Source organism: Leifsonia sp. A12D58, assembly GCF_047530025.1.
In the GTDB taxonomy this organism is placed as follows: Bacteria; Actinomycetota; Actinomycetes; order Actinomycetales; family Microbacteriaceae; genus Cryobacterium.
The window spans coordinates 594,371-606,981 of sequence record NZ_JBLJAT010000001.1; the positions used below are offsets into that span (position 1 = coordinate 594,371).

At 63.5% G+C, this 12,611-nt stretch carries 13 protein-coding genes; 4 read left to right on the plus strand and 9 right to left on the minus strand.

Features of this window, described 5'->3' with window-relative positions:
- Positions 1 to 40 precede the first annotated feature (40 nt).
- From ACMT3I_RS02865 to ACMT3I_RS02880, 4 genes are read right to left on the minus strand one after another with little or no spacing between them, the layout of a single operon-like run.
- The gene (locus tag ACMT3I_RS02865; protein ID WP_414802927.1) at positions 41 to 958 is read right to left on the minus strand and encodes a hypothetical protein; all 918 of its coding nucleotides are present in this window, start codon (positions 956 to 958) and stop codon (positions 41 to 43) included.
- A gap of 15 nt (positions 959 to 973) precedes the next feature.
- Positions 974 to 2,140: an Mrp/NBP35 family ATP-binding protein gene (locus ACMT3I_RS02870; protein WP_414803521.1), complete on the minus strand. Its 1,167-nt coding sequence runs from the start codon at positions 2,138 to 2,140 to the stop codon at positions 974 to 976.
- Positions 2,121 to 2,690 carry a DUF1003 domain-containing protein gene (locus tag ACMT3I_RS02875; protein WP_414802928.1) on the minus strand — a complete coding sequence of 190 codons (570 nt, stop codon included), beginning with the start codon at positions 2,688 to 2,690 and terminating at the stop codon, positions 2,121 to 2,123. Before ACMT3I_RS02875 ends, ACMT3I_RS02870 begins: the two co-directional genes overlap by 20 nt.
- The gene (locus tag ACMT3I_RS02880; protein WP_414802929.1) at positions 2,677 to 4,053 is read right to left on the minus strand and encodes a magnesium transporter MgtE N-terminal domain-containing protein; all 1,377 of its coding nucleotides are present in this window, start codon (positions 4,051 to 4,053) and stop codon (positions 2,677 to 2,679) included. The genes ACMT3I_RS02875 and ACMT3I_RS02880 overlap by 14 nt, the downstream gene beginning before the upstream one ends.
- 57 nt (positions 4,054 to 4,110) lie before the next feature.
- Here ACMT3I_RS02880 and ACMT3I_RS02885 point away from each other — a divergent pair, with 57 nt between their 5' ends.
- Positions 4,111 to 4,794 (plus strand): general stress protein, encoded by a 684-nt coding sequence (locus ACMT3I_RS02885; RefSeq protein WP_414802930.1) that lies wholly within the window; start codon positions 4,111 to 4,113, stop codon positions 4,792 to 4,794.
- 98 nt (positions 4,795 to 4,892) lie between these two features.
- Here ACMT3I_RS02885 and ACMT3I_RS02890 read toward each other — a convergent pair whose 3' ends face one another.
- Positions 4,893 to 5,348 carry a MarR family winged helix-turn-helix transcriptional regulator gene (locus ACMT3I_RS02890; protein WP_414802931.1) on the minus strand — a complete coding sequence of 152 codons (456 nt, stop codon included), beginning with the start codon at positions 5,346 to 5,348 and terminating at the stop codon, positions 4,893 to 4,895.
- A 75-nt stretch (positions 5,349 to 5,423) separates the two neighbouring features.
- Between ACMT3I_RS02890 and ACMT3I_RS02895 the strand changes: the two genes are divergently transcribed.
- Positions 5,424 to 6,866 carry an MFS transporter gene (locus tag ACMT3I_RS02895; RefSeq protein ID WP_414802932.1) on the plus strand — a complete coding sequence of 481 codons (1,443 nt, stop codon included), beginning with the start codon at positions 5,424 to 5,426 and terminating at the stop codon, positions 6,864 to 6,866.
- 96 nt (positions 6,867 to 6,962) lie between these two features.
- Here the strand turns inward: ACMT3I_RS02895 and ACMT3I_RS02900 are convergent, their stop codons facing one another.
- A complete protein-coding gene (locus ACMT3I_RS02900) occupies positions 6,963 to 8,528 on the minus strand; it encodes an aminopeptidase P family protein (RefSeq protein WP_414802933.1) in 1,566 nt (521 codons plus the stop codon).
- A 91-nt stretch (positions 8,529 to 8,619) separates the two neighbouring features.
- On the opposite strand from ACMT3I_RS02900, the gene ACMT3I_RS02905 reads away from it, so the two are divergent.
- The gene (locus ACMT3I_RS02905) at positions 8,620 to 9,489 is read left to right on the plus strand and encodes a PHP domain-containing protein (protein ID WP_414802934.1); all 870 of its coding nucleotides are present in this window, start codon (positions 8,620 to 8,622) and stop codon (positions 9,487 to 9,489) included.
- Positions 9,490 to 9,529: 40 nt separating this feature from the next.
- Here ACMT3I_RS02905 and ACMT3I_RS02910 read toward each other — a convergent pair whose 3' ends face one another.
- Complete coding sequence (locus ACMT3I_RS02910) at positions 9,530 to 11,107, minus strand: DEAD/DEAH box helicase (protein WP_414802935.1); 1,578 nt, start codon at positions 11,105 to 11,107, stop codon at positions 9,530 to 9,532.
- A 197-nt stretch (positions 11,108 to 11,304) separates the two neighbouring features.
- Between ACMT3I_RS02910 and ACMT3I_RS02915 the strand changes: the two genes are divergently transcribed.
- Positions 11,305 to 12,021 (plus strand): ferritin-like fold-containing protein, encoded by a 717-nt coding sequence (locus tag ACMT3I_RS02915; protein WP_414802936.1) that lies wholly within the window; start codon positions 11,305 to 11,307, stop codon positions 12,019 to 12,021.
- A gap of 49 nt (positions 12,022 to 12,070) precedes the next feature.
- On the opposite strand, the gene ACMT3I_RS02920 is transcribed toward ACMT3I_RS02915, so the two are convergent.
- Both ACMT3I_RS02920 and ACMT3I_RS02925 read right to left on the minus strand, forming a co-directional pair.
- Entirely contained in the window at positions 12,071 to 12,379 is a 309-nt protein-coding gene (locus ACMT3I_RS02920) for a hypothetical protein (protein WP_414802937.1), read from the minus strand.
- A 5-nt stretch (positions 12,380 to 12,384) separates the two neighbouring features.
- Positions 12,385 to 12,609, minus strand: a complete 225-nt coding sequence (locus tag ACMT3I_RS02925) for a DUF3107 domain-containing protein (protein ID WP_414802938.1) — start codon at positions 12,607 to 12,609, stop codon at positions 12,385 to 12,387.
- Positions 12,610 to 12,611: the final 2 nt, after the last annotated feature.

The following is a 12,611-nucleotide window of genomic DNA, read 5'->3' on the forward strand; positions in this document are numbered from 1 at the left end:
AGTCTAGGTCAGCTGACCCACAGGGGCTCGGCCTCTCTGATCACGAGTTGCAGTACTGGGTGATCCAGTCGTAGATCTGGCTCCGCACGTGGTCGGACACCGTCACGTCGATGAGGCCCGAACGCGTGCCCAGATCGGTGCTGGACGCACTCAGCTCAAGTGGAAAAACGGTTCCGCGTTTGTCTTCCGCGATGGCATGCGGATCGCATCTGGTCGGCCGCAGGTCGAGGGCGACGGTGAGCGGTTGCGAATCGGCGGTGAGCGCGACGCTGAGCGGCCAGCTCTCTCCCGTCGTGGGCGCCAGCAGCACGGTGCTGCGCACCCCGGTGAGCGTGAGGGTTCCCGCTGCGCCGGTCGGGGCGATCGTGATGTCGACCCGGGCCATGGGCTTACCGTCGCCGTCATCAATCCGGAGCTCATCGCCGACCGCGATGCTCGCTACCGCCCGCACAGCTTCAGCCAGGCACTCCTCGGCCAGAATCTGGGCGAGCACATCGGTGTCGTCTCGCGGGGTGACGGATGTGCTGAGCACTCGCCCGTCCGGATCCTGCCACGTGAGCACCACGGTTGCAGGATCTGGTGCCCCACTGGCCTCTCCGGCCGTGCTGCACACGGGGCTGGGCAGCACGACGGGCAGGTCGCGGGTCATGCCGGGGGAGAGCACGAGGTCATCGCCATAGTGTGTCTGGCCCGCGAAGTACGGCGAGCTGAATGCGGCATCACGCAGATCAAGGTCAGAGTTGCCGTCGTTCGTAACGCTCACCTTGAGGGTGCGGGACGCATAGTCGAACCGAGACTGGAACACGCGCACGCTGATGCCGGCAGGAAGCTCTTCGTCGGGCGCAGGCGGTGCAGGCGACACGGGAGTGCACGCTGTCAGGACCAGTACGACGGCCGAAAGCGCAGCGACGGCCGAAAGCACAGCGACGTCACGAGCACTGCACCAGCGCCGTGACATGTAAGTCGTCGCCTTCTACCGGGGTGTCACAGACAGGCTGAGCCCCGACAGGCCCCGTGCCCGTGTCGCCAACGTATCGGCGACGGCCTGGATGGCGACGCTGGCGGGGTCTGCGGGGTCGGCGAGCACGACGGGTGCCCCGTCGTCTCCTCCACTGCGCAGAGCGACGCTGAGCGGTACCTGGGCGAGCAGTGGAACCGGAGTGTCCTGGCTGGCGCTCAGTCGCCTGGCCACCTCTGCGCCGCCGCCTGAACCGAACAACTCAAGTACTGTTCCATCGGCCTGGGGCAGGCCTGCCATGTTCTCGATGACACCGTAGAGCTTCTGACCCGTCTGGCGCGCGACGATGCCACTGCGCTCGGCGACATCCGCTGCAGCGGGCTGCGGTGTGGTGACGACGATGACCTCGGCGTTCGGCAGCAACTGCCCGACCGAGATGGCGACGTCGCCCGTACCTGGCGGCAGGTCGAGCAGCAACACGTCAAGATCGCCGAAGTAGACATCCGTCAAAAACTGCTGGATTGTGCGGTGCAGCATCGGCCCACGCCAGGCGACGGCCACCGAGGGGTCATCGACGAACATGCCGATCGAGATGACCTTCACGTTGTGCGCGATGGGCGGCAGGATCATGTCGCCGACCTGGGTCGGCTTCACCCCGTCGAGTCCGAGCAGGCCGGGGATCGAGAAACCATAGACATCAGCATCGACGATGCCGACCTTGAGGCCCTTGGCCGCGAGGGCAACGGCGAGATTCGCGGTGATCGTCGACTTGCCGACGCCGCCCTTGCCGCTGGTGACGGCGTAGACCCGCGTCAGCGAGTCAGGCCCGAACTGCACGCCGCGAGCGGCCTTGCCTCCGCGCAGCTTCTCGGTCAGCGCTTGGCGCTGCTCCCTGGTCATCACTGTGACGTCGACGGCTGCGTTACCCGCGCCGGCGACTGACTCCGCGGCGGCCAGCACGTCGCGCTCGATGCGATCGGCGGCCGGGCATCCGGCAATCGTCAGACGGATGCCGACGGTCACGCTCCCAGAAGCGTCGGCGTCGACAGACGCCACCATATCGAGCTCGGTGATGGGTTTTCTGATCTCAGGGTCGTTCACGCGAGCCAGCGCTGTACGTACCCGTTCGATGAGCGCCGCGATGTCAGCTAGTGGCGTTGACTCATTCTGCGCCGGCACGATTGCGTCCTCTACTACGCTCGGCGGGGTCGGACTGACCCGCGCCGGTGTGCTCGGTGTGCTCGCGCTGGTCGAGCTGCTCGATCAGCGTGCGCAGTTCGGCACGAATGAAGTCCTTCGACGCCATGTCTTTGATGGCCAGGCGCAGGGCGACGACCTCGCGAGCGAGGTATTCGGTGTCAGCCAGGTTGCGCTCGGCGCGCTGGCGATCCTGCTCGATCTGCACGCGGTCGCGATCATCCTGTCGGTTCTGTGCCAACAGGATCATGGGCGCGGCGTATGACGCCTGCAGGGAGAGCACGAGAGTGAGTGCGATGAAGCCGAGGGCCGCTGAGTCAAACCGCAGGTGCTCTGGCGCCAGGGTGTTCCAGCAGATCCAGGCGATGGTGAAGAGCGTCAGACCGGCGAGGAACCAGGGCGTGCCCATACCGCGGGCGATGGACTCGGTGAAGCGACCGAACCTGTCGCTGCCGCCGCTGCGGCCGACGAGGGAGTTGGTCCGCAGGCCCTTCGGTGCGTCGAGGCGAATATCCGACTTGCTAGCTCGTGCCATTGGTGCTCCTCCTTCCCCGTAGCATCCGGCCGCCCTGTGCGGGGGCTGCGGGTGTCGATCCGCCCGGAAGCGGAATACTGCCTGTCTTTAGCTGGTTTCTGGCTGCCGCGCGCCTTCGCACGTCGTCGTTGCCGTCCTGACTTCGCCAGTCGTCTGGCAGTAGAAAATCGAGAACATCATCAATGGTCACCACCCCGACGAGTCGGTGGTTGTCATCGACGACCGGCACTGAGACCAGGTCGTAGCTTGCAAGGATGCGGGACACTTCTGCAGCTGACGTGTCGGCGGTCACGGGTTCTAGACCGGCGTCAAGCAGCGTGCCCAGGCGTTCGTGGGGCGGGTAGCGCAGCATCCGCTGGAAGTGCACCATGCCCAGGAACCTGCCGGTCGGAGGCTCGTACGGCGGCAGAGTGACGCAAATGGCGGCGCCAAGGGCCGGAGCCAGGTCGTGGCGGCGGATGAGAGCGAGTCCTTCGGCGACAGTGGCGTCGGCCGACACGATGATCGGCTCTGTCGTCATCAGTCCGCCTGCGGTGTCTGGCGCGTAGGAGAGCAGGAAGCGCACATCGTCGGCTTCTTCTGGCTCCATGAGGCCGAGCAGCTGCTCGCCGCGTTCTTCTGGAAGCTGCGCGATGAGGTCGGCCGCGTCGTCCGGCTGCATGTGGTCGAGCACGTCGGCCGCACGAGCGTCGCCGAGGTTGGCGAGGATGCCGACCTGTTCGCTTTCTGGCATCTCTTCAAGGACATCAGCCAGACGGTCGTCAGAGAGCTCGCCAGCGACCTCGAACATGCGCTCCTGTGGCAGGTCGAGCAGGGTGTTAGCGAGGTCGGCCGGCTTGAGGTCTGAGTATGTGGCGATGAGCTGCTCGGCTGACTGGGCTTCGCCGGCAGTCGGCTTCTCGCGTACATCTGCCCAGGTGGTGAAGACTGTCGCACCCTTGGCGAAGGGTGACGGGCTGGTCTTCGGACGGCGAACGAAGAGCTGGCTGATCTCCCACTCGCCCTGGTCGGTTTCTTCGATGGCGACATCTTCGACGGTCGCTTCGCCGGAGCCGTCGTTGAAGATGACCTTGCGGCCGAGCATCTCGGCGATCACGCGAACTTCACCCCCGCGCTGCTCGAACCGACGCACGTTGATGAGGCCTGTCGTGATGATCTGGCCGCTGCCGATGCTCGTCACCCGCCCGATGGGCAGGAAGACGCGGCGCTTTCCGGGAATTTCGACGATGAGGCCGACAACCGTTGGCGAGTCGCTTTTTCGATAGACGACCAGTACGTCGCGCACCTTACCCACGCGGTCACCCGCGGGGTCGAAGACGGTGCACCCGGCCAAACGGGCGACGAAAACTCTGGAGGCACTCACAGTTACAAATCTAGGCCACGCGCCTGAGTTTTCCTGACCCCGTGGAAGAATGGGGTTATGAGCAATCAGAGGGCATTCGGCGGCCGCAACCAGGCACTCTTTCCAGCGCTACCCAAGGGCGACGTCGTTGCAACATATGAAACCTATGTCGAGGCGCAGGCCGCGGTCGATACTTTGGCCAAGGCCGACTTCCCCGTGAAGCAGTTGTCGATCATCGGCAACGACATGAAAAGCGTGGAGCGAGTGACCGGCAAGCTCACCTGGGGTCGCGTTGCGCTCGCTGGTGCGGCATCCGGTGCCTGGCTCGGTGTGTTCTTCGGACTGCTCTTCTTCATCTTCTCGCCAGACGGTGCTGGGCTGCCGTTCGTGCTCGCCGCTGTACTCATCGGTGCCGGCTTCGGCATGATGTTCGGGCTGGTCAGCTATGCGGTTAACCGTCGTCGTCGCGACTTCACCTCGACCATGCAGGTGGTCGCCGCGAATTATCAGGTGATCGTGGAATCCGGCCTGGTCAACCGCGCTCGCAACGTGCTTGCCGGACACGCGGCAACCGAGGCCGCTGCGCACCCCACAGAGTCTGCACCGCACCCGTCAGATCCTCCGCGTGCCTTCGTTCCGCCGACGACTCCTCCGCCCGCTGCGCCCGTCACGCCGCCGGTCGATGCGCCGACGGACGCGCCGCCCGCGGCTTCCCCGCCAACCGATGCGCCCGACGCCAACGGAACCCCTGCGCAGAGCTAACCGCTTAACGCGAAATCGGAGTTGTGGTCGTTATTATCTCTGGATAACGACCACAACTCCGATTTCGCGTGTGCCGGCCGGTGTCGCCACGTAGCGGCCTACGCCGGGTGTGAAGCGAAGTACTTGGCGAGATCTCGGAGAGCGGATGTCGCCCGCACCCCGTCGGTGACAAGCGGCTCGGGAACCCGGCGCAGCTTCTCAGACCAGATGCTTCGCATGCGCTGCAGGTTCTCGGTTGCCAGCTGAGTGGCGACCAATTCGACTGAGCGGTCGTTGCCTTCTGCGGTACGTCGCTCAAGAAGCCCGCGGGCTTCGAGCGAGCGGATCGCCGTGCTGACATTGCTGCGCTTGAGTCCCGTGGCTGCCGCGAGCCTGGTCGGGCTGATGCGCGTGGATCGGTGAACCTCGCGAATAACAGCGACCTCAGTTCCCGTCAACGAGCCGATCTCTCGCAAATCCTCACGGCTCAATGCCAGCTGACGTGCGATCTCACGGATCGCATCTGCAAAGTCGGCCAGATTCTCGTCGGTGATTGGTTCTTCGCGCGCAGCCATGGTTGCATCCTATCGTTCGAGGGTTGTATGTTTTCATAAACATAATCAATCAGGTTTTCCAAGAGGAGCATTAATTTGAGCAACTACACTCATCCAGCGGAGTCAGCCCCCACTGTTTTCCCCGCGGGGCAGAGCCGGTTCGGCGTCACGATCGGACTCGCCGTGCTGGGCATCTTCGTAACCTATGTGCCGATCACCGGTGTCAGCGTGTCATTGGACACCATCAGCCGAGCGACAGGTGCGAGTACCCCAGAACTCCAATGGGTCACCGATGCGTACATCATTCCTATGGCGGCCGCTGTGCTGTCTGCAGGCGTATTCGGAGATATCCATGGCCGCAGGCGTGTTTACTCACTCGGGATGATCCTCACTGCGGTCGGCGCGGTCGTCGCCGGACTTGCCAGCCTTGCCGGTGCTGCGGCAATCTACGTACTCTGGGCGGGCCAGGCCGTCTCTGGCCTGGGAGCCGGACTTTTGCTACCGACCACGCTTGCCCTGATCGCGTATGCGGTGCCCAATCCGAAGGAACGGGGACGCTACGTCGGAATGTGGGCGACCGGCATGGTGCTCGGGCTGGCAGTGGGCCCTCTGGCATCCGGCGTGATTCTGCAGTTCGCCGGCTGGGGTTGGATCTTTGCCCCCATCGTCGTTCTGGCCCTCATCGCAGGCATTTTCGCGCACCTCCGCCTTCCGGAATCCAAGAATCCGGACGGACGACAGCTCGATTGGCCAGGACAAATCGCTGGAGCAATTGCTATCGCGGCGACGATCTACGGCGTCATCGAAGGTGGGTCACTCGGCTGGGGCTCCGTCCAGGCCATCCTTGGCTTGGCTTTCGGCGCAGCCGCCGTCATCGCGTTCATCGTCATCGAATCGAGGTCAACGGCTCCGCTGATGGACCTCAAGCTATTTCGCTCGGCCGCTTTCTCTGCTGCGGGCTTCGCCGCGCTTGTCGCGCTGTTCTCCGTGGTCGGCACGATGTTTTTGCTGAGCGTCTTTCTCGGCTCAGTTCAGCACCAGTCTTCTCTTGATATCGGGGTGCGACTGGTCTTCGTGACTGGAGTTGCTGCCCTGGTGAACCCGCTGGTGGCGAAGCTCATGGCGCGGATCACGCCGCTCGTTCTGCTCTCGGGCGGCCTTGCTCTCTCCGCCGTTGCGATTCTGCTACTGACAAACGTTGACGAAAGCACCGGCTTCGCAGACCTGGTCTGGCGCTTGACGATCTTCGGGATCTCGCTCTCGCTGATGCTGACCCCGGTCTCAGTCGTAGCCATCAATGCTGTCCCATGGCAGCAGGCCGGCATGGCCTCAGCGGCGAACACCGTGCTGCGTCAAACCGGGGCTGCACTGGGTCCGGCAATCCTCGGTGCAATCTTCGTGAGTCAGATAGCCAGCGGGTCGAGCCCCGCATCAGCTCTCCATGCGGCGCTCATCACGAACACCGTGCTGCTTGTTCTCGCGGTTGCAGCGTGCCTGCTCGCGATCAGGTCAACCCGAACCGCGCGGCGAGCCAACTGACAAGTTCTTAACGCGAAATCGGAGTTGTGGTGGTTATAACCTCTGGATAACGACCACAACTCCGATTTCGCGTGAGGAATACGCCCGAAGAGTTAGTTAGCTCAGGCTCGCGATCCAGGCCTCGACATCAGACGAAGAACGCGGGATGTGGGCCGACAGGTTCTCGGCACCGTCAGCTGTGACGAGGATGTCGTCTTCGATACGCACACCGATGCCGCGGAACTCGGCCGGGACAGTGAGGTCGTCGAGTTGGAAGTACAGGCCAGGCTCAATCGTGAAGAGCATTCCTGGCTCGATCACGCCGTCCATGTACATGTCGCGACGAGCCTGGGCGCAGTCGTGCACATCGATGCCGAGGTGGTGGCTCGTTCCGTGCACCATGTAGCGGCGGTGCTGACCGTTCTCCGGCTTGAGTGCGTCTTCGGCCGAGACAGGCAGGATTCCCCATTCTGCTGTCTTGCGGGCGATGACCTCCATGGCGGCGGCATGTACCTCGCGGAAGATCGCGCCGGGGCGCACGACAGCGAATGCGGCATCCGCTGCCTCGTGCACGGCATCGTAGATGCGGCGCTGCACGTCGGTGAACGTACCGTTGACGGGCAGCGTGCGCGTGATGTCAGCGGTGTAGTAGCTGTCGACCTCGACGCCGGCGTCGATCAGGATGAGGTCGCCGGGAACGACCGGGCCATCGTTCGTGGTCCAGTGCAGGATGCAGGCGTGCGGGCCAGAGGCGGCGATGGTGTCGTAGCCGACGGTGTTGCCCTCCACACGGGCACGGGTGTTGAAGACACCCTCGACGAGACGTTCACCACGAGCGTGGCTGCTCGAACGCGGCAAATCGCTGATCACGTCGGTGAAGCCGAGCGCAGTCGCATTGACGGCCAGGCGCATCTGCTCGATCTCGTACGAGTCCTTCACCAGGCGCAGCTCGGACAGGTCGCGGGCGAGGATGCCATCAGGTTCGTGCTCTGAGTTCACTTCGAGGCTGAAGGGGGAGTCGCTCGCGTTGTTGCTCAGCGCCTTCTCTGCAGCGAAGCGGATGCGGGCATCGTCGATGAGTGCGGTCAACTCGGGGTCTGATTCGCGCACGACGAGCGTTGAGCTGTCGATCGCACCGAGCACCAGGTCGAAGTCAGCGATGCCGCGCACGTTGATACCGAGGTCGCTGGCGACCTGCGCGATGGAGGGACGGGCACCGATCCAGAATTCACCGATGGAGGAGTTGGCGTAGAACTCGCTTGATTCACGTCCGGCGCGTTCACGGAAGTACAGGGTGGCGTCGTGGCCCGTCTCTGTGGGCTCGAGAACCAGGATCGCGCCTGGCTCTGAGTCGCTGCCCCAGCCGGTGAGGTACGAGAAAGCCGAGTGGGCGCGGAAGGCGTAGTCGCAGTCGTTTGAGCGCTGCTTCAAACGGCCGGCAGGAATGATCAGGCGCTGGCCCAGGTAGAGCGCTGAGATACGGTCGCGGCGCGCGGCAGCGAACGGTGCCTGCTCGCGTGCCGGTGGAAGCGTATCTTCTCGATCGGCCCAGCCACTGGAGATATAGCTCTGGAACCCCTCTGAGCTGGGCGTCGTTGACCGGTTCTCATTGGAACGTGAGACCTGCGCCGCCTGGACGTTGGTGGCTTCAGCTGGGCTATCGGTGTTGATGGTGTCTGCCATATCTCTATTCTCTCATTCTGGCGAAGACCAAGATTATGCGGCGAGGCTGGAGATTGACTGGTTCGCGCGAGTTGCCAACTACCATGGGGGAATGGCAGCTGCACGTCGTTTCAAAGCTCCCATCGACTTGCACACGCACTCGAGTGTCTCCGATGGCACAGAGTCTCCGGCACAGTTGATCAGGGCTGCCCGCGTCGCCGGGCTCGGTACGGTGGCACTCACCGATCACGATTCGACCGCGGGATGGGCTGAAGCCACCCAGGCGACACTCGGTACCGGTCTGACGCTGATACCCGGCATGGAGTTCAGCACGCGCATCTCGTTTGCCAGCGTGCACCTGCTCGCCTACCTCTTCGACCCGACCAACGCGACGCTCGTTGCCGAAACCGCCAGGATCCGTCAGGCCCGCCTGGTGCGTGCAGAGCAGATGGTCAATCGCATCGGTGAAGATTACGCCCTGAGCTGGGATGACGTGCTTGCACAATCGACGGATGGCGGCACGATCGGGCGACCGCATATCGCGGATGCGCTCGTGGCTCGTGGTCATGCGCTTACCCGGAGTGAGGCGTTTGCCGGCATCCTGCATTGGAAGGCTGGCTATTACCAGCCGCACTACGCACCGGATCCGCTCACCGCGGTGAAAATGGTGCGGGCAGCCGGGGGAGTGCCCGTACTGGCGCACCCGGCAACTCGGAGCGTCTCAGAAGTGGTTCCGGAAGAACGGCTGGCCAAGCTCGTCGACGCCGGCCTGTTCGGCCTGGAGCTCGATCACCGGGAGAACAAGCCGGAGTCTGTTGCCAGGCTGCGCGAACTTGCCGCAAAGCTCGGGCTCGAGATCACTGGCTCCAGCGACTACCACGGCGACGGCAAGCCGAATCGGCTCGGCGAAAACACAACGGCGCCCGACGTGCTCGAAAAGATCATCGAACAAGCTACGGGCGCCGAGCCGGTTTACGGTTAGGTATTCAGGCTGAGTGCTGAGTGCTGGTTTCTGCGCCGGGCTATGAAGCCTGGGTGTCGCCGGTCGCCTGTGGCGAACGACGTGAACGGCTGCGACGACGAGGTGCGCTGTTGCCGTCGTGGTGCTCGACTCCGCCGCCATCGTGGGTGCCGGCAGCAGAGGTGGCCACAGGGGCCTCAGGGTTGGTGGTCTGGCTCACGCGGGTGCGGCTGCGTGTGCGGGTGCGCTGGCCGCTGCGCTGGGCAGCGCCTTCGCCAATGCTCTCACTTGAGATCGGGGTTGATCCTGCCTGCGCCTGGGCGCCGTTCGAGCCGGAGCGTGAGCCGCCGCCTGAACGTGATGAACCCGAGCGCGAGCCGCCTGAGCTGGAGCCTGAGCCTGAACCAGAACGGGATGATCCCGAGCGGCCAGTGCCAGCGCCGGCACCGGAGCGGCCGCCAGTCGTCGGTGCGGTCTCCTTAATCGGAGTTGCGCGCAGGCGTCCCTTTGAACCGGCCGGAATGTTGAGGTCGGTGAAGAGGTGCGGCGACGACGAGTACGTCTCGGTGGGTTCGGGCTGGCCGAATTCGAGTGCGCGGTTGATCAGGGCCCACTTGTGCAGGTCGTCCCAGTCGACGAACGTGACGGCGATGCCAGTCTTGCCCGCACGGCCGGTACGGCCGACGCGGTGCAGGTACGCCTTGTCGTCTTCAGGGATGGTGTGGTTGATCACGTGGGTGACGTCGTCGACGTCGATGCCGCGTGCTGCGACATCCGTTGCGATCAGGATGTCTTTCTTGCCGGCCTTGAATGCCGCCATCGCGCGTTCGCGCTGATCCTGGTTGAGGTCGCCGTGCACTGCTGTCGCGTTGAAGCCGCGGTCGCCGAGTTCTTCGACAAGCTTGGCTGCAGCGCGCTTGGTGCGGGTGAAGATCACTGTCTTGCCGCGACCTTCTGCCATCAGGATGCGACCGATTACTTCGTCTTTGTCCATGTTGTGTGCACGGTAGACGAGGTGCTCGATGTTGGCCTGCGTCAGGCCCTCATCGGGGTCGGTCGCACGGATGTGGATGGGCTTGGTCATGAAGCGACGCGCGAGTGCCACGATCGGGCCGGGCATCGTCGCGGAGAAGAGCATGGTGTGGCGGGTGGCCGGCGTCTGCGCGAACAGCTTCTCGATGTCGGCGAGGAAGCCGAGGTCGAGCATCTTGTCTGCCTCGTCGAGCACCATTTCGCGCACGTTCTTGAGGTTGAGCAGTCGCTGGCTGGCGAGGTCAAGCAGACGACCAGGCGTGCCGACGACGATCTGCGCGCCAGCCTTCAGCTGTTCGATCTGGCCTTCGTATGCCTTGCCGCCGTAGATCGACACGATCTTGGTGTCGCGGTTCTTGGTGGCGAGCTCGAGGTCTTCGCTCACCTGGACGCACAACTCGCGGGTCGGAACAACGACGAGTGCCTGCACGCCAGGCTCGGGGTTCAGACCGAGGCGCTGGATGAGGGGAAGGCCGAACCCGAAGGTCTTGCCTGTTCCTGTCTTGGCCTGGCCGATGATGTCCTGGCCGGCGAGTGCCAGCGGAATCGTCTGTGTCTGGATGGGGAATGGTTCGACAATGCCTTTTTCGGCGAGTGCGTCGACCATGTCCTGGTCAATTTTAAGTTCGGAGAAAGTCACGAATGTATGCCTGTCAATGCGTAGAAGAGAGATGCGCCTGTCATCTGCTCTCAGGCGCAATGCCACCGATCCATCGCCGGTAACTTTCCCCCATTCTACCGGATGGCGCCTTGGAGAGCCCTGAGCCGCCCGGCGCGCCCGGTGCTGTGTCCTAAGCTGATCAGGTGATCTCGTGGTTCGGTGGACGTAAGAGTGGTAGTGAGACCCCGCGGTTGAAGCCCAGGGGGAGCTCGACGTCGACCACGAAGGTCGATATTGCCGAGTTGACTCCTGAGCCGCTCGCGGCGCTCGGTCAGGCAGCCTATTTCGAGCTCGGCGTATTCCTGACACTGGCCCAGGCCGTGTCAGAGGCACCCAGCCTGCTCGCCAAGGAAGACCTCAGTCTTGTCGCAGGCGTTGCACTGGCCAAACACCACGCGCTCGGCGCAGAAATTCGCCGCAAGGGCGGCGAACCCGCTGACGCCATGGCCGTTTTCGCCGAACGCCTCGACGAGTACCGCAGGATCACCCGCGGGGCAGACTGGTACGAGCTGCTGGTCAGCTGCTACCTCACTACAGGCCTGCTCGAAGACTTCTTCACGAGTCTGTCTGCAGGATTGCCTGGCGACCTCGGAACCAGGGTCGAGCGCATCCTCAAAACCGATGACGCAACCGACGTCCTGGTTCGAGAGATCACCGCAGGCATAGCTGCGGATCCGAAGCTCGGCTCACGGTTGGCGATGTGGGGCCGTCGACTTGTCGGTGACACCCTGTTGATCGCGCGTTCAGCAATGCATGTGTCAGGTGACTTCAGTCAGGACGAATCACTAATTGAACCGGTGTTCACCGAAATGATCTCTGCGCACACGAGAAGGATGGATGCCATCGGCCTCACGGCCTGACATCCATCCAGCGCTCGATGTTGTAACGGCGCTCAGCTCACGACGAGCGCTAGGCCTTGCTCTGCACGCCCGTTTTGATCAGGGTGTGCAGCATTGCCTCATCGCTTTCTTCGCGTTTCTTCGACAGCAGGAAGTCGACGCCGAATGAGACGATGCCAGCAAGACCGAGGGAAACCCACCAGATCCAGCCGCCATCCCAGGCCCAGCCGAACCAGGTCAGGATGACCCAGACGACGGATGCCACAGCCGTGCCGATCGCAGGGATCAGCAGAACGCCGTGTGTACGGCGTCTGGGCATTGCGTAACGCGCGACGAGCCCCAGGATGGCGCCACCGAGGGCGACGAAGAGGATTTCCATCGAAGTTAGGCGACAAATCCGATGCGACGGGACGATTCGCTGCCTACCTCGACGTAGGCCAGGCCTGCAGTCGGAATGATGTAGACCTTGCCCTTGTCGTCTGAGAGCTTGAGGTAGCCGGTCTTGCCGGCGAGAGCGGCGGCAACCGTCTCTTCGATTTCAGTCGCAGGTCGCGACGTCTCGAAACCGATCTCACGGGGAGAGTTGAAGATGCCAATGCGGATATCCACCA

What these genes read in the sequence shown, in the direction of transcription:
- ACMT3I_RS02910 (WP_414802935.1), bottom strand. Translation starts at nt 11,107, where the DNA reads ATGGTCGACGCACTCGCCGAAAAAGGCATTGTCGAACCATTCCCCATC.
- ACMT3I_RS02875 (WP_414802928.1), bottom strand. Translation starts at nt 2,690, where the DNA reads ATGGCACGAGCTAGCAAGTCGGATATTCGCCTCGACGCACCGAAGGGC.
- ACMT3I_RS02905 (WP_414802934.1), top strand. Translation starts at nt 8,620, where the DNA reads ATGGCAGCTGCACGTCGTTTCAAAGCTCCCATCGACTTGCACACGCAC.
- ACMT3I_RS02865 (WP_414802927.1), bottom strand. Translation starts at nt 958, where the DNA reads ATGTCACGGCGCTGGTGCAGTGCTCGTGACGTCGCTGTGCTTTCGGCC.
- ACMT3I_RS02900 (WP_414802933.1), bottom strand. Translation starts at nt 8,528, where the DNA reads ATGGCAGACACCATCAACACCGATAGCCCAGCTGAAGCCACCAACGTC.
- ACMT3I_RS02890 (WP_414802931.1), bottom strand. Translation starts at nt 5,348, where the DNA reads ATGGCTGCGCGCGAAGAACCAATCACCGACGAGAATCTGGCCGACTTT.
- ACMT3I_RS02885 (WP_414802930.1), top strand. Translation starts at nt 4,111, where the DNA reads ATGAGCAATCAGAGGGCATTCGGCGGCCGCAACCAGGCACTCTTTCCA.
- ACMT3I_RS02920 (WP_414802937.1), bottom strand. Translation starts at nt 12,379, where the DNA reads ATGGAAATCCTCTTCGTCGCCCTCGGTGGCGCCATCCTGGGGCTCGTC.